This window comes from Streptomyces sp. WAC00040 (genome assembly GCF_056835925.1).
In genome coordinates this window covers 2,926,973-2,945,076 of the sequence record NZ_JAKQZE010000001.1, presented here as the reverse complement: position 1 = coordinate 2,945,076, position 18,104 = coordinate 2,926,973, and the positions used below count along the sequence as shown (strand labels likewise).

20 protein-coding genes are annotated in these 18,104 nt (G+C 71.8%); 7 read left to right on the top strand and 13 right to left on the bottom strand.

Annotation, left to right across the window (positions count from 1 at the left end):
• Nucleotides 1–15 precede the first annotated feature (15 nt).
• Together MDN94_RS13840 and sigE are read right to left on the bottom strand one after the other, a co-directional pair.
• Nucleotides 16–960: an anti-sigma factor family protein gene (locus MDN94_RS13840; protein ID WP_482726128.1), complete on the bottom strand. Its 945-nt coding sequence runs from the start codon at nucleotides 958–960 to the stop codon at nucleotides 16–18.
• Entirely contained in the window at nucleotides 957–1,727 is a 771-nt protein-coding gene (gene sigE / locus MDN94_RS13835) for an RNA polymerase sigma factor SigE (RefSeq protein WP_441264047.1), read from the bottom strand. Before sigE ends, MDN94_RS13840 begins: the two co-directional genes overlap by 4 nt.
• 132 nt (nucleotides 1,728–1,859) lie before the next feature.
• On the opposite strand from sigE, the gene MDN94_RS13830 reads away from it, so the two are divergent.
• Nucleotides 1,860–2,537: an O-methyltransferase gene (locus tag MDN94_RS13830; protein ID WP_482727071.1), complete on the top strand. Its 678-nt coding sequence runs from the start codon at nucleotides 1,860–1,862 to the stop codon at nucleotides 2,535–2,537.
• A 163-nt stretch (nucleotides 2,538–2,700) separates the two neighbouring features.
• Here MDN94_RS13830 and MDN94_RS13825 read toward each other — a convergent pair whose 3' ends face one another.
• The gene (locus tag MDN94_RS13825) at nucleotides 2,701–2,868 is read right to left on the bottom strand and encodes a DUF3117 domain-containing protein (RefSeq protein WP_003966491.1); all 168 of its coding nucleotides are present in this window, start codon (nucleotides 2,866–2,868) and stop codon (nucleotides 2,701–2,703) included.
• A 311-nt stretch (nucleotides 2,869–3,179) separates the two neighbouring features.
• On the opposite strand from MDN94_RS13825, the gene chcB reads away from it, so the two are divergent.
• The gene (chcB, locus tag MDN94_RS13820; protein WP_482726127.1) at nucleotides 3,180–3,980 is read left to right on the top strand and encodes a 2-cyclohexenylcarbonyl CoA isomerase; all 801 of its coding nucleotides are present in this window, start codon (nucleotides 3,180–3,182) and stop codon (nucleotides 3,978–3,980) included.
• A 21-nt stretch (nucleotides 3,981–4,001) separates the two neighbouring features.
• Here the strand turns inward: chcB and MDN94_RS13815 are convergent, their stop codons facing one another.
• Both MDN94_RS13815 and MDN94_RS13810 read right to left on the bottom strand, forming a co-directional pair.
• Nucleotides 4,002–4,586 (bottom strand): DNA-3-methyladenine glycosylase I, encoded by a 585-nt coding sequence (locus tag MDN94_RS13815; protein WP_482727070.1) that lies wholly within the window; start codon nucleotides 4,584–4,586, stop codon nucleotides 4,002–4,004.
• Between the two features lie 5 nt (nucleotides 4,587–4,591).
• Entirely contained in the window at nucleotides 4,592–4,945 is a 354-nt protein-coding gene (locus MDN94_RS13810) for a DivIVA domain-containing protein (protein ID WP_482726126.1), read from the bottom strand.
• 133 nt (nucleotides 4,946–5,078) lie between these two features.
• Between MDN94_RS13810 and folP the strand changes: the two genes are divergently transcribed.
• Nucleotides 5,079–5,939, top strand: a complete 861-nt coding sequence (gene folP / locus MDN94_RS13805) for a dihydropteroate synthase (protein WP_482726125.1) — start codon at nucleotides 5,079–5,081, stop codon at nucleotides 5,937–5,939.
• Between the two features lie 143 nt (nucleotides 5,940–6,082).
• Here the strand turns inward: folP and MDN94_RS13800 are convergent, their stop codons facing one another.
• On the bottom strand, nucleotides 6,083–6,832 hold the full coding sequence (locus MDN94_RS13800) for an LOG family protein (RefSeq protein WP_482726124.1): 750 nt from the start codon (nucleotides 6,830–6,832) through the stop codon (nucleotides 6,083–6,085).
• A 97-nt stretch (nucleotides 6,833–6,929) separates the two neighbouring features.
• Complete coding sequence (dapE, locus tag MDN94_RS13795; protein WP_482726123.1) at nucleotides 6,930–8,009, bottom strand: succinyl-diaminopimelate desuccinylase; 1,080 nt, start codon at nucleotides 8,007–8,009, stop codon at nucleotides 6,930–6,932.
• A gap of 82 nt (nucleotides 8,010–8,091) precedes the next feature.
• Here dapE and MDN94_RS13790 point away from each other — a divergent pair, with 82 nt between their 5' ends.
• Nucleotides 8,092–9,042 carry a VldE C-terminal domain-containing protein gene (locus MDN94_RS13790; RefSeq protein ID WP_482726122.1) on the top strand — a complete coding sequence of 317 codons (951 nt, stop codon included), beginning with the start codon at nucleotides 8,092–8,094 and terminating at the stop codon, nucleotides 9,040–9,042.
• Between the two features lie 295 nt (nucleotides 9,043–9,337).
• Nucleotides 9,338–9,826, top strand: coding sequence for an ATP-binding protein (locus tag MDN94_RS13785; RefSeq protein WP_482726121.1), 489 nt, complete (start codon nucleotides 9,338–9,340; stop codon nucleotides 9,824–9,826).
• Between the two features lie 162 nt (nucleotides 9,827–9,988).
• Here the strand turns inward: MDN94_RS13785 and dapC are convergent, their stop codons facing one another.
• Both dapC and fdxA read right to left on the bottom strand, forming a co-directional pair.
• Entirely contained in the window at nucleotides 9,989–11,083 is a 1,095-nt protein-coding gene (dapC, locus tag MDN94_RS13780) for a succinyldiaminopimelate transaminase (protein ID WP_482726120.1), read from the bottom strand.
• A 168-nt stretch (nucleotides 11,084–11,251) separates the two neighbouring features.
• Nucleotides 11,252–11,572 (bottom strand): ferredoxin, encoded by a 321-nt coding sequence (gene fdxA / locus MDN94_RS13775; protein WP_003985062.1) that lies wholly within the window; start codon nucleotides 11,570–11,572, stop codon nucleotides 11,252–11,254.
• A gap of 114 nt (nucleotides 11,573–11,686) precedes the next feature.
• On the opposite strand from fdxA, the gene MDN94_RS13770 reads away from it, so the two are divergent.
• Nucleotides 11,687–12,682, top strand: coding sequence for a GNAT family N-acetyltransferase (locus MDN94_RS13770; protein ID WP_482726119.1), 996 nt, complete (start codon nucleotides 11,687–11,689; stop codon nucleotides 12,680–12,682).
• A gap of 17 nt (nucleotides 12,683–12,699) precedes the next feature.
• On the top strand, nucleotides 12,700–13,533 hold the full coding sequence (locus tag MDN94_RS13765) for a transglutaminase-like domain-containing protein (protein WP_482726118.1): 834 nt from the start codon (nucleotides 12,700–12,702) through the stop codon (nucleotides 13,531–13,533).
• 387 nt (nucleotides 13,534–13,920) lie between these two features.
• Here the strand turns inward: MDN94_RS13765 and MDN94_RS13760 are convergent, their stop codons facing one another.
• From MDN94_RS13760 to MDN94_RS13745, 4 genes are all read right to left on the bottom strand, one after another.
• Nucleotides 13,921–16,161: a hypothetical protein gene (locus MDN94_RS13760; RefSeq protein ID WP_482726117.1), complete on the bottom strand. Its 2,241-nt coding sequence runs from the start codon at nucleotides 16,159–16,161 to the stop codon at nucleotides 13,921–13,923.
• A 233-nt stretch (nucleotides 16,162–16,394) separates the two neighbouring features.
• Entirely contained in the window at nucleotides 16,395–16,892 is a 498-nt protein-coding gene (locus MDN94_RS13755; protein ID WP_482726116.1) for a DUF6113 family protein, read from the bottom strand.
• On the bottom strand, nucleotides 16,889–17,776 hold the full coding sequence (gene mshB, locus MDN94_RS13750; RefSeq protein ID WP_482726115.1) for an N-acetyl-1-D-myo-inositol-2-amino-2-deoxy-alpha-D-glucopyranoside deacetylase: 888 nt from the start codon (nucleotides 17,774–17,776) through the stop codon (nucleotides 16,889–16,891). Before mshB ends, MDN94_RS13755 begins: the two co-directional genes overlap by 4 nt.
• Before the next feature lie 23 nt (nucleotides 17,777–17,799).
• On the bottom strand, nucleotides 17,800–17,994 hold the full coding sequence (locus MDN94_RS13745) for a hypothetical protein (protein WP_005312422.1): 195 nt from the start codon (nucleotides 17,992–17,994) through the stop codon (nucleotides 17,800–17,802).
• Between the last annotated feature and the right edge of the window lie 110 nt (nucleotides 17,995–18,104).

The following is an 18,104-nucleotide window of genomic DNA, read 5'->3' as shown; positions in this document are numbered from 1 at the left end:
GGTGCCCGGTGCCGGTCAGCGCGAAGGCGGCGGGGCGGACTGCGACGGGGCAGCCAGATACCTGGGCACGGGAGTGGACACAGGACCGATCGTCGCGGCGGCGGCCAGGTGCAGCGCCGCTGCCGTGGGGCGTATCAGCGGCGTCGTCGACGAGGCGTGGGCCAGCGGCGAGACACCGAGGTGGCGGTTGAGCGCCTGACCACCCGGCTCGCCCGGCACCGCGGCGATCACCGGCCCGGAGCCCGGCCTGGTCTGGCCACTCCCGCCGCGGCGCCGGTCGCCGTCCGTGCCGCGGTACACGGTGGCACCGCCACCGGATCCCGGGGTCGTGGTGTTCGCGGCGGTCGTCGGCGTCGCGGTGCGCAGCGGCGTCACCTTGTTGCCGCCGCCCTGCCCGCGCGCACCGGAGTCGCCGGAGGCGTCGAGCGGGACGGCACCGCCCAGGGCGATGGCCGCGAAGGACACGGCGCTGGCCGCCGCGAAGGCGAACCGCCTGCCGCGCCACGGCGAGCGCTCAGCTTCCGCGCGGCCGACCTCGTGGATCCGGAAGCCGCTGCCGCCACCGGGCAGAACGGCCGCGTGGGCCCCGCCGGGGACGTAGCCGAACGTCTCCGCGCGAGGATCGCGCGGTCTTCCCGCGGACGGGTTCAGCGCTCCGAACACCCCGCCGGCGGCACGTCCGCCACCGAAGGGGCCGGGCTCGTCGTCGTCGCCGGTGCCGGGACCCGCGGGCAGGCCCTGGAGCCGCGCCAGCAGCCCCTCGGAGAGCGGCGGCGGTGCGGCCTGGGCGAAGACGTTCTTGAGGCGGCGCTGGGCATCGGCCTCGGCCTTGCACCTCGGACAGGTCGCCAGATGCGCGAGAACCCGGTCCCGGGCGTCGTGCTCCAGCTCACCGTCGACGAGTGCGGCCAGCCGGTCCCCCAGATGCTGTTCCGCAGGAGTCGGACCTGTGCCGCTCACGCCGGTCCACCCTCCCCCGCGAGACTCACAGCACCCGCCAGCGAGCGCTGCTGCTCGGCACGCGCCTCCGGGGAACGGTGCTGCAGTGCCTTGCGCAGGTGGGAGCGGCCGCGGTGGATGCGGCTGCGGACGGTGCCGAGCTTCACGCCCAGGGTCGCGGCGATCTCCTCGTACGACAGGCCCTCGATGTCACAGAGCACCACGGCGGCGCGGAACTCGGGCGCGAGGGTGTCCAGCGCCTGCTGCACATCCGCGTCGAAGTGGCTGTCGTTGAAGACCTGCTGCGGCGACGGCTCCCGGCTGGGAAGACGCTCTGCCGCGTCGTCGCCGAGGGCGTCGAAGCGGATCCGCTGCTTGCGGCGGACCATGTCCAGGAAGAGATTCGTGGTGATCCTGTGGAGCCAGCCCTCGAAGGTGCCGGGCGTGTACGTCGACAAGGAGCGGAACACGCGGACGAAGACCTCTTGGGTGAGGTCCTCCGCGTCGTGCTGGTTACCCGTCAGGCGGTACGCGAGGCGGTAGACCCGTGCGCTGTGCGTGCTGACGATCTCCTCCCACGTGGGAGGAGTCCAGGCCTGCGATTCCGCATCCGATGCGAAGGTCGCCGTGGTGACGGAGTCGGAGGGCGTAGAACGGTCAGCAGTGTTGGTCACGGATTTCGGCTCACCCACCGACCTGAGAAGGCGCCTCAGCACCCCTCCCCGATCCGCAGGTGCAGCCGCACCTCCCCTGTCGGCTCTGGTGGTGTCCAGCGGAGCCCCTACCATAGCCACCTCGCCCGTTAGCTCCGGATAAGAATCTTTACGTGGATTTGGAACCCGGCATCCGGGCCCCTCTCCACGCTCTTCCCTCTGCCTCGACAACGACCGGTCCCATCTGCGGGTTCCCGGGTGCAGCCGATACAGTCAGCGTCGCGCCAACTATGGGGACAGGAGAGGGTCATAACCGCCAACCAGCAGACGAGCTGGGCGTTCGCCGACGCCTTTGTCGCCGAGGACGACGCTCTGCGCTGGGCCCGGGACCGGGCCCGGGAGTCAGGGCTGCCCTCGGTGTCCCCCGGCACCGGCGCCGCCCTGCGACTGCTGGCCGCCACCGCCGACGCGAAAGCGGTGGCCGAGATCGGGACCGGGACGGGAGTCTCGGGCATCTACCTGCTGCACGGCATGCGCCCGGACGGCGTCCTGACGACGGTGGACCTCGAGCCGGAACGCCAGCAGTTCGCCCGGGAGGCCTTCCGCGCGGCGGGCTTCGCCGGGAACCGCGCCCGCTTCATCCCCGGCCGCGCGCTCGACGTCCTGCCTCGGCTCGCTGACGGCGGATACGACCTCGTCTTCTGCGACGGCGACCGCACCGAGTCCCTCGACTACCTCGCTGAATCGTTGCGCCTGCTGAGGCCGGGCGGACTCGTCTGCTTCGAGGGCGTGTTCGCCGACGGCCGTACGGTCGACTCCGCCGCGCAGCCGGCGGAGGTTCTCCGGGTGCGTGAGCTGCTGCGGGCGGTCCGCGAGAGCCATGAACTCCTGCCGACGCTGCTGCCGGTGGGCGACGGGCTCCTCTGCGCGGTCCGCCGCGCCTGAGCCGGCTCCGGGGCGAGGCTCTGCGGGGCCCCGCACGTCCCCACACCGACGGGGCCGGGACCGGCGGCACCCCTGAAACACACGGGCCCGGTCTGCCGACCGGGCCCGGAACACACACTGCCCCGGCACGAACCGTGCCGGGGCAGTGGAAAATCAGGGCGCGTCAGCCGACGACCTTCTTCAGGGCGTCACCGAGTGCATCGGCTTCGTCCGGAGTCAGTTCGACGACAAGCCGACCGCCGCCTTCGAGCGGAACGCGCATGACGATGCCCCGCCCCTCCTTTGTCACCTCGAGCGGGCCGTCGCCCGTCCGCGGCTTCATGGCCGCCATGCTCGTTCCCCTTCCTGAAACCAGCTCATCGCAGCCGGCGGCCCCGTGAGAGGTGCTGTGTCACCGGCATCGAACACATTGCTTCCAGGTCATTATCCCGCATGGCGGGACCCAAAGACCAACATCAGTCGGCATCGCTTGCGCAACGCGCTCTCTCAAAACCACTCAATTCGGCGATGTGCCTGCGATACTTCGCCGCCGCTCCCCAGGCGCCCCACGGAGTTTGTTTGATGCAGGTCACATGTGCACACCCGATGATCTCCGTCATGCTGGGCTCGACACTGCCGTCAGAACCACTAAGGGGACCCGCCATGGCCGACTCCGTGCTGTACGACGTGAACGACGGACTCGCGACGATCACGATCAACCGGCCCGAGGCCATGAACGCGATGAACGTCGACGCGAAGGTAGCCCTGCGGGACGCCGTACAGGCCGCGGCCGCCGACCCGGCGGTGCGTGCGGTGCTGCTGACCGCCACCGGGAAGGCGTTCTGCGTCGGCCAGGACCTCAAGGAGCATGTGTCCCTGCTCGCCGCCGACCGGGAATCCGGCAGCGGCGGGACCATGACCACCGTGCGCGAGCACTACAACCCGATCGTCCGTGCGCTGACCGGGATGCAGAAGCCCGTCGTCGCCGGGGTCAACGGTGTGGCCGCCGGTGCCGGTCTCGGGTTCGCGCTGGCCGCCGACTACCGGGTCGTCGCCGACACGGCCAAGTTCACGACGTCGTTCGCGGGTGTGGCGCTCACCGCCGACTCCGGTGTGTCCTGGACGCTGCCCCGCCTGATCGGGCAGAGCCGCGCCGCCGACCTGCTGCTGTTCCCCCGCTCGTTCTCCGCGCAGGAGGCGTACGACTGGGGCATCGCGAACAAGCTCGTCCCGGCGGACGAGCTGGCCGCGGAGGCCGCGGCCGTGGCCCGCGCGCTGGCCGACGGGCCCACGCTCGCCTACGCGGCGCTGAAGGAGTCGATGGCCTACGGCGCGGACCGTTCGCTGAGCGAGGCGCTGGACAAGGAGGAGGAGCTGCAGGCGAAGGCGGGCGCCTCGGAGGACCACGCGATCGCGGTGCAGGCGTTCCTGGCCAAGGAGACGCCCAAGTACCTCGGCCGCTGAGCCGTCCGGTACGGCGTGGCGTCAGCGGCCGCCGCCGCGCGCCACGCAGTCGGCGAGGTGGTCGTCGACGAGCCCGCAGGCCTGCATCAGGGCGTAAGCCGTCGTCGGGCCCACGAAGCGCAGTCCGCGCTTCTTGAGCGCCTTGGCCAGAGCGGTGGAGGCGTCGGTGACGGCCGGTACGTCGGCGATCGTGCGGGGTGCCGACCGCGCCGGGCCGGGCGCGTACGACCAGATCAGGTCGTCGAGCTCGCCGCCGGGCCAGTCGGCGAGCACCTGCGCGTTGGCGAGGGTCGCCCTGATCTTGGCGCGGTTGCGGATGATGCCGGGGTCGGCGAGCAGGCGCTCCTCGTCGGCTTCGGTGAATGCGGCCACTGAGGCGATCTTGAAGCCGTCGAACGCGCTGCGGAAGCCTTCCCTGCGGCGCAGGATCGTGATCCAGGACAGCCCGGACTGAAAGGCCTCCAGGCAGAGCCGTTCGAACAGGGCGTCGTCGCCGTGGACCGGGCGGCCCCACTCCTCGTCGTGGTACGCAACGTAATCGGCGGTGGACAGTCCCCAGGGGCAGCGGAGCCTGCCGTCCGGGCCCGGCACAGCGGCGCCGGTCACGACGGTCACCGGTCCGACTCCTCGCCGGGCTTGGTGAACATGTCCTGCCGGCCCACCGCGGTGGCCTGGGCCCCGGCGAGCGCGGACTCCAGTTCGGCGATGCGCGCATCCCGCTCGGAGAGCTCCGCGCCGAGGCGGTCGAGCACCTCGTCCACGTCCATCATCCGGTAGCCGCGCAGGCCGACGGGGAGGCGGAGGGCCTCGATGTCGGCGCGGCCGACGGGGCGGCCGGGCGGCAGCGGGTCCACCAGCTGCTCCGGCGGGGCCTCCGGCAGTGCCGCACTGTCACTGCCGCCGACCACCACGAGCGTGACCGCCGCGATGACCACGACCATCGCGATCAGCAAGAACCAGAACACGAGCGACCCTCTCCCCGAACTTCCCGTACGTCCCCGGGGAACTTACCCGAGCGGAAAACCGTCCACCGCTGATCGTGCCACGGGGCACCGACAGCTAGGGTCGCAGGCGAACGACCTGAGGAGGAAACAGCGGATGCTGCGGCTGGGACGGCGCGAGTTCTACGCGCACGAGCCGGTGATCATGGCGATCGTGAACCGGACGCCCGACTCCTTCTACGACCAGGGCGCGACGTTCCGGGACGAGCCGGCCCTGTCCCGCGTCGAGCAGGCGGTGGCCGAGGGCGCCGCCATCATCGACATCGGCGGGGTGAAGGCCGGTCCCGGCGAGGAGGTGTCCGCCGAGGAGGAGGCACGGCGCACGGTCGGCTTCGTGGCAGAGGTGCGACGACGCCACCCGGACGTGGTGATCAGTGTCGACACCTGGCGCCACGACGTGGGCGCGGCGGTCTGCGAGGCGGGCGCCGACGTACTGAACGACGCGTGGGGCGGCGTGGACCCGAAGCTGGCGGAGGTCGCCGCACGGTACGGGGCCGGTCTGGTGTGCACGCACGCGGGCGGAGCCGAACCGCGCACGCGTCCGCACCGGGTCGCTTACGACGACGTCATGGCGGACATTCTCCGCGTGACGCTCGCGCTGGCGGAGCGGGCGGTCGGACTCGGCGTCCGCAGGGACGGGATCATGATCGATCCCGGGCACGACTTCGGCAAGAACACCCGGCACAGCCTGGAGGCGACCCGTCGGCTCGGGGAGATGACGGAGACCGGCTGGCCGGTGCTGGTGTCGTTGTCCAACAAGGACTTCGTCGGCGAGACCCTCGACAAGCCGGTCAAGGAACGGGTGCTCGGGACCCTCGCGACCACGGCGGTGTCCGCCTGGCTGGGCGCTCAGGTCTACCGCGTGCACGAGGTGGCGGAGACCAAGCAGGTCCTGGACATGGTGGCCTCGATCGCGGGCCGTCGTCCGCCGGCGGTCGCCCGCCGCGGTCTCGCCTGAGAAGCGGAGCCGCACGCGCGGGCGCCGCCGGCCGGGAATCTTGGGACGGCGCCGCCAGGGCGGCCCGGAGGGCGCGGCCAGGCCCCGCGTTGCCAGGACGGGCCCCGGACGCCCGTCCGGGGCCCCTGCGCGGCCGCCTGCGGCTACCTGCCCGTCTCCTTGGAGACCAGGGCCACCGCCTCCTCCACGTCGTCCGTGACGTGGAAGAGCAGCAGATCCCTCTCCGACGCCTTGCCCTGGGCGATGACGGTGTTGCGCAGCCATTCGACCAGGCCGCTCCAATAGTCCGTACCGAAGAGCACGATCGGAAAACGCGTCACCTTACGTGTCTGCACGAGCGTCAGCGCCTCGAACAGTTCGTCCAGCGTGCCGAGTCCGCCCGGCAGCACGACGAAGCCCTGCGCGTACTTCACGAACATCGTCTTGCGGACGAAGAAGTAGCGGAAGTTCACCCCGATGTCGACGTGCGCGTTGATGCCCTGCTCGAAGGGCAGCTCGATGCCGAGGCCGACCGAGATGCCCTTGGCCTCGCTCGCACCCTTGTTCGCGGCCTCCATCACTCCGGGACCGCCGCCGGTGATCACCGCGAAGCCCGCCTTGGCCAGCGCTCTGCCGAGTGCGACGCCCACCTCGTACTCGGGTGTGCCGGCCGGGGTGCGGGCGGAACCGAAGACGCTGATGGCACTGGGCAGTTCGGCGAGGGCGCCGAAGCCCTCGACGAACTCGGACTGGATGCGCATGACCCGCCACGGGTCGGTGTGCACCCACTGGGAGTCGCCCTCGGTGTCGAGCAGCCGCTGATCGGTGGTGCCCGGCCTGATCTGTTCCCTGCGGCGCAGTACCGGTCCCAGCCGCTGCTCCTCCAGCGCCCGCAATCCCTCGGGGTTGCTCATGACCTGCTCCCTCCGCCGAACATCATTCGCTTTGGCTCAGGGTAGGGCGGCCGACGTTACGAATGGCGAAATCGGGGCGATCCACCAGGATGCGATGTCAGGAAGTGAGCCACTCGCGCAGCCGGTCCTCGCAGTGCGTGATCTTGTCCACGGCGACGTGTTCGTCCCGCTTGTGGGCAAAGAGCGCGTCGCCGGGGCCGTAGTTGACCGCGGGCACCCCCAGGGCGCTGAAGCGTGAGACGTCCGTCCAGCCGAACTTGGGCTGCGCCGTGCCGCCCACCGCCTCCATGAACGCGGCAGCGGCAGGGTGCGACAGGCCGGGCAGGGCCCCGCCCGTGTGGTCGTCCACCACGATCTCGCTCACACCGCAGTCGGCGAACACCTCGCGGACGTGCGCCTCGGCCTCGGCCATGCTGCGGTCGGGGGCGTACCGGTAGTTGACCACCACGGTGCACTCGTCGGGGATGACGTTGGTGGCCACGCCTCCTTCGATGCCGACGGCGTTGAGGCCCTCCCGGTACTCCAGTCCGTCGATGACCGGCCGCCGCGGCTCGTACGACGCGAGGCGGGCCAGGATCGGTCCGGCGGCGTGAATGGCGTTGGACCCCATCCAGCTGCGCGCGGAGTGTGCCCGCTCCCCCTTCGTGCGCAGGTGGACCCGGAGCGTCCCCTGGCAGCCGCCCTCGACCTGGGCGTCGGAGGGCTCCAGCAGGACCGCGAAGTCGCCCACGAGCCAGTCCGGGTGGGCCTCGGCCACATGCCCCAGTCCGTTGAGATGTGCGGCCACCTCTTCGTTGTCGTAGAAGACGAAGGTCAGGTCGCGGTTGGGCTCCGGAACGGTGGCGGCGATCCGCAGCTGGACGGCGACGCCCGACTTCATGTCGCTGGTGCCGCAGCCCCACAGGATGCCGTCGGCGTCGAGCCGCGAGGGCACGTTGCCGGCGATCGGGACCGTGTCGATGTGCCCCGCCAGCACGACCCGCTCCGGGCGGCCGAGGCGGGTCCTCGCCACCACGTTGTTTCCGTGCCGGTCGACGGTGAGGTGCGGCAGCTCGCGCAGCGCTTCCTCGATGGCGTCGGCGAGGGGCTTCTCCGTGCCACTGACCGACGGGAAGTCGACCAGGGCTGCGGTGAGCGCGGGGGCGTCGAGGGTGAGGTCAAGCGCGGTCTCAGGCATGGCTCCGACGATATGCGGTCACCGGCGGGTCATGACCGGCACACCCCCCGGGTCGCTCCGGGCGCTCCAGTACGGTGGGCGGGTGTCCGAGACCGCCTCTCCCGTCCGGCGCGGCCGCCTCTTGCGCTTCGCGGCCGCGTCCCTCGTGCTGCTGGCCCTCATCGGTTACGTCGCGGTGCAGTACGTCACCAGCGGCGGGCCGTCGCGCTGTGTCGTCCGTACCGCCGAGGGCGACGGCCCGTCGTACGAGCTCACACCCGAGATGGCGGGGAACGCGGCGACGATCTCCGCGGTGGGCACGACCCGCGGGATGCCGGAGCGGGCCGTGACGATCGCGCTGGCGACCGCGCTCCAGGAGTCGGCGCTGCGCAACATCGAGCACGGCGACCGGGACTCCCTCGGCCTGTTCCAGCAGCGCCCTTCGCAGGGTTGGGGGACGCCCGAGCAGATCATGGACCCGGTCTACTCCTCGGGGAAGTTCTACGACGGCCTTGCCGAGGTCCCCGGCTACTCACGGCTGCCGCTCACGGTGGCCGCGCAGCGCGTCCAGCGCAGCGGTTTCCCGCAGGCGTACGCCAAGCACGAGCCGGACGCCGCGCTGCTGGCCGCGGCCCTCACGGGCAGGGCCTCCGCGACCCTGACCTGCCCCGTCAAGAGCGGCGGCGGGCCGGGCGACCCGACGCGGATCCGGACGGAGCTGACGCGGGCGTTCGGGCCCGAGGTGCTGCCGAAGGGAGGCAGCGGCCGGGGCCGCGCGGGCGACGCCGGTGCGCGGGAGGTGTCCGTTCCGGTGCAGTCGACGGCCGGTTCGGCGGAGACGGGTACCGGCGCGCACGGCGGCGGCAGCGGCCGGGGCGGCGAGCGCGGCTGGGAACTCGCGCACTGGGCGGTGGCCCGGGCCGACGAGCTGCGCATCGAAGAGGTCTCGTACGCGGGCCGGGTGTGGAGCGCCGAGGAGTCGGAAGAGGGCTGGCGTCCGGCGGGCGGCGGGGACAGCGCCACGGACGACGTACGCATCCGCATCGCACGCTAGTTCAGAACCCCCCTCGAAGGAGGCAGCCCGTTCCCCTCCGGGACACGCTCTTCCGGGCAGCGGGCCGTCCCCGGGCGGGTGCCGCCATTTCCCTTGAGAGCAATAGGAAGTGACGGTTCGCCAGGTGACTCCACCGTGTAGCGTTTGACCGCTTTCACCCGAGAACGATAATGCGACGCGTTACCAATTCTTTACCTTGAATCACCGCAACTTCCCCCCCGCTCCACCCGGTTGTCAGGACGTCCGAACGCCGGACACGCAGCATTCCGAACGTCCTCTCGTCTCAAGGAGCATCATGTCCCTCCCCCTGACCCGTCGGATCGCCCGTGCCGCGCTGCTCATCGCGGCGGGAGCAGCTCCCGTGGTCGGTGCGGCCGGCTCCGCAGGCGCCGTTGAACTCCCGCACGCCCCGGTCCGCGGCCTCTCGGCCCTCGACGCGGACAACGTCGACTCCACGGTCGAAGGCGTCTCGAAGGAGACCACCAAGGTGGCCGGCCAGGTCGGCGGCAAGACCGCGGAGAAGGCCGCCCCTGTGGCGGCCAAGACCGTCGGCAAGGCGGCCAAGACGGCCACCCCGGTCGCCGCGAAGGCCGCCCCTGTGGCGGCCAAGACCGTCGGCAAGGCGGCCAAGACGGCCGCCCCGGTCGCCGCGAAGACCGCCGGTGACACCGCCGGGCAGGCGGGCGACCTGGTCGGCGTCGGCAAGGGCGGGCTTCCGACCGACTCGCTGGCCGGCGGCATGCCCACCGGTGCGCTCGGCGGCGGCGGCCTGCCGATCGGCTGACAGCACGGCGCGCCCGCGCGAGAAGGGCCCGGGAGCCGCTGCTCCCGGGCCCTTCCCGTGCGGTGACCGGATCGTGCAGCGACCGGATCACGCATCGACCGCATTGCGGTCCTGTGCTCAGGGCATGACCGGATCACACCGTGACCGCATGAGGTCCTGAGCTCATCCGAGGCGCTTGACCGCCGCCTCGACGCGCTCGTCGGTCGCGGTGAAGGCCACGCGCACGAAACGCTCGCCCGCCTCGCCGTAGAAGTCGCCGGGCGCGACCAGGATGCCCAGGCCGGCCAGGTACGCGACCGTGTCCCAGCACGGCTCGTCGCGGGTGACCCACAGGTAGAGGCTGGCCTCGCTGTGCTCGATCCGGAAACCGTGCGACTCCAGCGCCGTCCGCAGAGCCGTGCGCCGGGCCGCGTACCTGGCGCGCTGTTCGGTGACGTGCGTGTCGTCGCCGAGCGCGGCGACGGTGGCGGCCTGGACGGGTCCGGGGGTCATCATGCCGCCGTGCTTGCGGATCTTCAGCAGCTCCCCGAGCACGTCCGCGTCGCCCGCGACGAAGGCAGCGCGGTAGCCGGCCAGGTTGGAGCGCTTGGAGAGCGAGTGGACGGCCACCACGCCCGTGTACGAGCCGCCGCAGACATCCGGATGGAGCACGGAGACCGGCTCGGCCTCCCAGCCCAGCTCGAGGTAGCACTCGTCGCTGAAGACCAGCACGCCGTGCTCGCGCGCCCAGGCGACGATCCGCGTCAACTCGTCCTTGTCCAGCACCCGGCCGGTGGGGTTGGACGGCGAGTTGAGCCAGAGCAGCCGCAGGCCCGCCGGGTCGAGCTCGGTGGGGTCGTCGTAGACGACGGGGGTCGCGCCGCAGAGCCTCGCGCCGACCTCGTACGTGGGGTAGGCGAGACGCGGGTAGGCGATCCGGTCACCGGCGCCCAGGCCCAGCTGCGTCGGCAGCCAGGCCACCAGCTCCTTCGAGCCGACGACGGGCAGGACGTTGGTGTGCGCCACGTTCGCCGCGCCGAGCCGGCGCTCGACCCAGGACACGAGCGCGTCGCGCAGCGCCGGCGTGCCCCAGACCGTCGGGTAGCCCGGCGAGTCGGCGGCGGCGACGAGAGCCTTCCTGATCAGCTCGGGCACCGGATCGACCGGGGTGCCGACGGAGAGGTCCACGATGCCGTCGGGGTGGGCAGCGGCCGTGGCCTTGTAGGGCTCGAGCTTGTCCCAGGGGAAGACGGGGAGTCGCGAGGAGACTGCGGGCACGGCGGCGCTCACTTTCGGGTACGGGCGTCGTTTCGGGCTGTGTCGGTCACGGCGTCGGACGGCGGAGCGCCCACGGGCCTCGGCGACGGCCGGGCGTGCCGGACGCGTCAAACGCCCCGGTCCCGTACGGACGACGAACCGTACGGGACCGGGGACATGCGGACGGGATCAGCCGTTCTGCGGCGGCAGGGCGGCGATGAAGGGGTGGTCCCGCTCGATCAGGCCGAGCTTGGAGGCACCACCGGGCGAGCCGAGCTCGTCGAAGAACTCGACGTTCGCCTTGTAGTAGTCCTTCCACTCCTCGGGAGTGTCGTCCTCGTAGAAGATCGCCTCGACCGGGCAGACCGGCTCACAAGCACCACAGTCGACGCATTCGTCCGGGTGGATGTACAAGGACCGGGAGCCCTCGTAGATGCAGTCGACGGGGCACTCCTCGATGCACGCCTTGTCCTTGACGTCGACACAAGGCTGCGCGATGACGTAGGTCACGCTGTCGTTCCTCCTCGATAAGGGCTGGCTTGCGCGGGAGCGCGGCGTCGTCGATGCCCGCCCCTAGTATCTCCGTTCTTGGTAACGATCCGAACAGGAGGGGCTCACAGAGCTGTGGAATTCACTGCGGGCGGACGGCTCGAGATCAGGATCAGCCCTGCTGACGTGGGCAAACGCGTCTCGGTGCGACGCTTGAGCAACACTGAAGCACCAGTCGCGAAGTTCACCGACACGGTCGGTGTTCTCACATCATGGACCGGGGGTGTGCTGGTGATCACACGCCGGACGGGTGAGAGCGTCCGCATCCAGGAGTCCTCGCTGGTCGCGGGAAAGGTCGTCCCCGCGGAGCCTGCCCGGCGCCGGGGCCCCGCGGCCGATTTCCAGGAGCTGGCCAGGGTCACGGCATGTGCCTGGCAGCCGGTGGAGAGCGAGCGGCTCGGTGAATGGGAACTGCGGGCGTCGGCGGGTTTCACCAGACGGGCGAACTCGGTCCTCCCTCTGGGTGACCCGGGCATGCCGCTGGACGACGCGCTGACGCGGGTGCGGGACTGGTACGCGGCTCGCGGCCTTCCGGCGTACGTGCAGACCGCGACAGGCGCCGCCGGCACACAGGAGGAACTCTGCGCCGGGTTGGAGGCGCGGGGCTGGCGCGCCGAGGTCTCGGCGGAGGTGCAGGTCGGGGGCCTGGCGGCGGTGGGCGACCTGGACGCGGACGTTTCCCGTGTCATGTTGTCCCGCTCCTTCGACGAGGCGTGGCTACGGCGCTACCAACGGTCCGGTGTGCCAGGACCACATGTGCTCAAGGTCCTCGGCAGCGGCCCTTCCGTATGGTTCGCCTCCATACCCGGCGAAGGCCGGATCCCTGCGGCGATCGGCCGCTGTGTGGTCGACGCACGCTGGGCGGGCTTCATGGCCGTGGAAGTGGACCCGGCGTACCGGCGCCAGGGGCTCGCGAAGGCGATCATGGCCGCTCTGGCGCGCCGGGCCCTCGAGGAGGGCGCCTCGGCTGCCTGGCTCCAGGTCGAGTCGGACAATGACGGGGGGCGTGCCCTGTACGCCGGTATGGGCTTCCGGGTCCATCACCACTACCACCACTACCGGGCGACGTAGGCCGGGGGTACGAGCCGATGCACCAGAACGACCGGAGGTCCCGCTTCGCGCAGGAGGCCCGCTCGCAGCGACCGGACGTGGCCCTGCTCTGCCTGCTCATCGGCGCGGAGGCCGACCCGTCACTGGACGAGGCCGGCATGGACGCGGCCCAGATCGAACTCGACCGCCTGGCCGGGATGCTCCCGTACGGGCTGCGGGACCCGCATGCGTGGGCGGTGGCCGTCGCCGGCCTGCTGGGCGGCCGGGAGGGCTTCCACGGCACGGCCGACGACTACCAGCACCTGGAGTCCTCGCTGCTCCATGAGGTCCTGCGCCGCCGCCGTGGCCTGCCGATCCTGCTCTCCGTCGTCTGGACGGAGGTCGCCCGCCGCGCGGGCGCCCATGTCTACGGAGTGGCCCTGCCGGGCCACTTCGTCGTCGGCTTCGGCGACCCGGAGGATCCGGCCGGGCAGGTGCTGGCCGACCCGTTCGCGGCCGGGCGGGTGCTCTCCGGCGCGGAGGCCGACCTCCTCGTCACCGGCGCCGTCGGCACGCCGGTGACCCCGTCCATGCTGACGCCCGCGGATCCGCTCGCGGTGGTCTCCCGCATCCTCAACAACATCCGCGCCTGGGCGGCCCAGCGCCCGGAACACTCGGCGGTCGCCCTCTGGGCGCTCGACCTCCTTCTCCTCCTCCCTTCCCACCCGGCCCGCCTCCGCTTCGAGCGCGCCCAACTGCTCGTCCAGCGGGGCGACTTCCTGACAGGCGCGGCTGAGATGGACGCGTACGCGGAGGTCGTGGACGCGGTCGAGCCGACGGCGGCGGAGGAGATCCGGGGGCGGGCCAGGGCAGCCCGGGCCATGCTCAACTGAGCCTGCGCCCGGCGTGCCGGGGCCACGCCGGACCGGGCCTGCTCACGGACCGGCCGAGGCCGCGGCGAACGGAGCCTGCCTCCGGGGCCACGCCTGAGCTGCTTGAGCGCCGGGTCGAGCGACCCGGCGGCATCACCTAGTCGACCGACCCCGCCTTGGTCGCGATCGATGTGAAGGCGCACCCCCCGGAACCGATGACCGACAGCACGTGCCTCGGTTGCAGGATGACGGGGAACCCGGCGGCCAGTATCCGTTCGCCCGACACCAACAGCCCGGAGGTCGGATCGGTCAGGCTGGCTCCAGGAACGACTTGCGGTCCTCGCCTTCAGTGGCGAATCCCCCTGCCAGACCCGACAAGGGGATTCGTGAGGCCGTCGTGAGGCGCGCTCAGCTCGGGTCGAGCTCGATGACCGCCGTGCGTTCCGCCGGGGTCTTGCCGCGCAGCGCCGGGCCCATCGCCTGGGCCACGTCGTCCGCCGAGACCTCGTGCTTCTTGCCGTCACCCTTGGTGATCATGATGCCGTCGAAGACGCCCTCGAGCAGCTGCTCGATCGCCTTCTTGTCGTAGACCTCGACCAGCCTGCCGTCGATCGGCTTCATGGAGAGGATCTTCGGCAGCGACTTCGCGGGGCCGAACTGGATCGACTTGCCGCCCGCCTTGATCGTGATCAGGTCGGACATCGCGGGCTCCGCGAACTCCTTCATCGCCCGGTCCAGCTCGGCCTGGGTGATGGTCGGCTGCCGGGTGGCGACCGGGAGTTCGACCAGGTCCGGCTTGCCGGTCTGCACCTGGGCGCGGTACGCGTCCTTGACCGAGATCATGGAGCGGCCGACGTCCAGAGTCTTCCCGGGCTTCCCGGGCACGGCGACGGCCTTGTTGGGCTCGAAACGGATCGTGCCGTCGCTGGAGGACCCCGCGGTGCCCGCGAGGTCGGCGAGGGCGACGCTCAGCTTCTCCTCGTCGACGACGATCACCGGCTCCGCGACCCGCTCGCCTCCGAAGAGCGAGCCGATGACCGAGACCGGGTTGTAGTCGCTGCCCGCGGCGGCGCGGACGGTGGCCTGGCTGTCCAGGGACAGGCCGGCCTTGTCGGGGTGGAGTTCGGCCTTCTTGCCGCCCACGGAGAGCTGCAACGGCGCCTTGGCCCGCTCGCCCAGGGTGGCGTCGAGCTTGTTGACGGCCTCGTCCCTGGTGCCTCCGCCGATGTCGACGCCGAGGACCGTGGTGCTCTTCGGCACGTCGGAGTGGTTCAGCAGCAGCCCGGCGCCGTAGGCGATGCCCAGCAGGCCGACCACGGCGGCGCCGACGAGCACCAGCTTGGAGCGGCCCTTCTTGGCCGGCGCCGGCGCGGGCCGGGGAGCGGGCCGGGGAGCGGGCCGGGCAGCCGGATCGGCCGAGAGGCCGGGCACGACAGGGCCGCCGGAGCCGCCCGGACCGGCCGGGAACTCCGGGACGGAGAAGTCACCGTCACCGGCCTGCGGGCCGGGCCGGGACAGGATCGGATTGGGACCCGTTCCCGGACCCGTCTGCAGTCCGCCCGGCGGCGGGAAGGGCGAGCGGTGCCCGCCGCCCGGGACCACCGGGATGCCGCTGGTGAGCGTGTCACCGGAGACATGGCCGTGACCGCCGTCGCCTTCGGGCGAGGGCCTCTGCGGGGTGAGCACCGCCGTGTCGTCGGACATCCGGGGCGGGTTGATGCCGGGCACCGGTGCGCCGGGGCGCGCGCCGAGCGGCATGCTGCCCGTGGCCGGGCCGGACGTCGGGCCCGTGGGTCCACCGTCCCGGTCCGGCGCGCCGGGGGGACGCACGCCCGAGGGCGGAGTGTTGCGGCCAGGGGCGAACCCGTTGCCCTGGCCGGGCGCGCCGGGGCCGCCGGACGTGCCGGGACGAGGGACCGGGGGTCCGGAGGGGGCGCCGGGGGAATCCGCCTGCTCCGCGAGGGCGGCGAGGCCCGAACGCGGACCGGAACCGGCGCCGCCCGGACCGGAAGCGCCCGCACCGCCGCTGCCGGCGGGGCCGCTGCCCGGCGCCGACGACTGTCCCGGTACGCCGCCCGCACCCGGCGTACCTTGCGCGGCCGCGCCCGGCGTCGGCGTACCGGCCGCCGGTGTCGCACCCGCGGCCGACTTGCGTGGGGCGAACCAGTCGCTGGTGGCGGGCTTCTCATCGGCCGCCGGTCCCGACGGCCCTGACGTCTCGCGAGCAGACCCGGGGCGCGGTGTGCTGCCCGTGCGCTCGCTCTCCCGCTCCGCGGTACCCGCGCCGCCCGAACCGCGCGACGTATTGGGCGAACCGGACGAACCGGTCCCGCCGGACGTACGGGAGCCGGCCGACGTGCCGGTCCCGCCGGAGGCGGGCCGGGCGTCGACGTCGCTCATCGGCGTACGCATCACGACCGGAGGGATCGGCCGGGAACCCGGGATGTTGATCCGGATGCGCGTGGTCAGCGTCGTCTCGGTCCTGGGCTCTTCCGGCTGCTGCTCGGGGGCTTCCGCGGCCTCTTCCGGAGCGTCCTGCGGGTGCAGCGACGGATACTGGCGCGATCCGTACGGCGGTGTCCCGGAGGGGTACGCGGCTCCACCGCGCCCCTGGGGGCCGGAGGACGAACTGTCAGTTTCACGACTCAAAGCAGGTTCTCCCGGTTGGCTTCGCCGCCCGTTTCTTACTGGATAGCTACTGCTGCGGGCGGCTCGGCGGCGCGCACCACCATACTGGCCGCCGCCGACGAACACCCCGGGACTGTGGGAAGCGGCCTTCCGCCGACCGTACGGGCATGGTCAGTTCGACAGCTCCCACTCCGTGGGTCGACCCACCCTAGGGGGCGGGTCGTACCGGGTGCTTGCTGGGGTCCTGTGTTGTCCTACCCGCCAAGTCGGCCGGAGCCGCCGCCCGGTTGCGGCGCCCGCGACATGGTGGCACACATCACAGCGACCGCCATGCCGCCGAGCATGAAGACGAGCGGGCCCATCCCGGCCCCGAACATGGCGTCTCCTTCGGGGCGTCCGGTGCTGAGCACGACGATCGCCGCGAGCCAGCCCACGGCGGCGCAGGCCGCGCCGAGCTGGGAGCCGGTCACCCGCCGCGAGCCGATGAACAGGCCGGCGGAGGCGAGCAGAGCCAGCACCAATCCGCCTGGGAGCCATGCCGCTTGGACGAGTGAGCCGGCCGTGCCGACGACCGCTCCGAGGATCACCAGGCCGAGGTACGCCACGAGGCGGCCGGGCCTCGGGGGCTTCGCGGAACGGGTGAGCCAGGACCCGGGCGCGCTCCCGCCACCGGCGCCACCGCTGCTCCCGCCGGCCCCGCCGACGACACCGCCGTGGGCACGGCTCCCACCGGCCCGGCTGCTACCGCTCATGACGAAACCCCCGCGAAAAGGTCGTGTTCGCGCTCCCCGGGCTCCGCTCCCGGCTCCCCGGCCACCAACTGGTAGTACTCGGTGGAGAAGAGAGGTTGCCCCAGTTCGTTGGAGAGTGCGAAGAATGGTCCGTCCACCACGATCTGGGTGGCATGCGCCCGCATCGCGGCCGCCTTGCGGTCCGCGTACGCGGTGCCGTCGATCTCGGTCGTGATCTCCGCGTCGTCCACGACACCGGGGACGTCACCGATCTCGGCGACACCGGGGAAGTCCACCCCGGCGGCACGCAGCCGGGAGAAGCCCTCCTCGGCGACCGAGCGAGGGACGCGGTTCCAGTAGATCTTGGCGATCGAGTGGGGCGCTCCGAGGTCCGGCCGGAAGCCGGGATCGGCGGCGAGGGCGGCGCCGCGCATGGCCACCCGATGGGCCTGGATGTGGTCGGGGTGCCCGTATCCCCCGTCGGGGTCGTACGTCACCAGCACCTGCGGACGCACCGAACGGACGACCTCGACGAGATGCGCGGCTGCCTCGTCCACGTCCGCGCTCCAGAACGCACCTTCTCGGTGGTTCTGCTCGAGCCCCATCATCCCGGAGTCGCGGAAGCGCCCCTGTCCGCCGAGGAAGCGGTGGTCGCTGACGCCGAGCTCCTTCATCGCCGCGGCCAGCTCCCCGGCCCGGTAGGGGCCGAGCCGGTCCTCCCGGTCGGGGGCGAGATGGGCGAGATCGGCCGGAATGACCTCGCCCTCCTCTCCCAGGGTGCAGGTCACCAGCGTGACCCGGGCACCGGCCGCCGCGTACAGGGCCATGGTGGCGCCGTTGTTGATCGACTCGTCGTCCGGATGCGCGTGCACGAGGAGCAGACGGCGGTCGGGGAGATCCTTCATACAGGACACCCTAGAACGGGCGGTCAGAACTTGATGCCCCCCAGCATCCCCGCGACGTTGGTCGTCAGCTCGGTGATGGTCGGCGCGACCGACGAGCTGGCGAGGTAGAACCCGAGCAACACACAGACCGCCGCATGTCCCCCCTTCAGCCCGGCTTTCCGGATCAGCAGGAAGACGACGATCGCCAGCAGCACCACCGCCGAAATCGAGAGTGCCACGGCGGTTCACCTCCACAGATATTCGGCCGGGACGGGCCGGTTGCATGTGCCAGGACATGTGCCAGGAGGTTCATACCCACCTTGCGCTACGGATCATAACTATCCGTGCC